Raw genomic sequence first — 408 nt, 5'->3', positions numbered from 1 at the left:
CGTGGGCTCCAGCGTCGACTCCGCCCTGGTGGGCGGAGTCATGATCGGCAACGCCGCGGTCAGCGGTGTCCAGCGCATGCGGGCCGAACGCGCCCTGCGCGGACTGCTCCTGGCCGAGAACACGAACGCCCGGAGGGTGGCCTGGACGCCCCCCGCCCTCACCGAAGCGCCGGACGGGGACGAATTCTTCGCCGGGCTCGGCACCAGCCCCGCGCACACCACGACCGCGCAGGAGCTGCGGGTCGGAGACGTGATCGCGCTGGGCCCCGCGGATGTGGTCCCGGCGGACGCCCGACTGCTGGTCAGCGACCACCTGGAGATCGACGAGGCGAGCCTGACCGGCGAGTCGGCCCCGGTCTCCAAGGACCCCCGGGCCACGCCCGGCGCCGACCTGGCCGAACGCTCCTG

Annotated in this window: 1 pseudogene; it reads left to right on the top strand. The window is 74.5% G+C overall.

Annotated features, from left to right (window positions below):
• Positions 1 to 408: pseudogene (locus JL475_RS39400) on the top strand (hypothetical protein); the annotation flags it as partial.

Source organism: Streptomyces sp. M2CJ-2, from assembly GCF_016757295.1.
Classification (GTDB): Bacteria; Actinomycetota; Actinomycetes; order Streptomycetales; family Streptomycetaceae; genus Streptomyces.
This window is presented reverse-complemented; position numbering and strand designations above follow the sequence as displayed.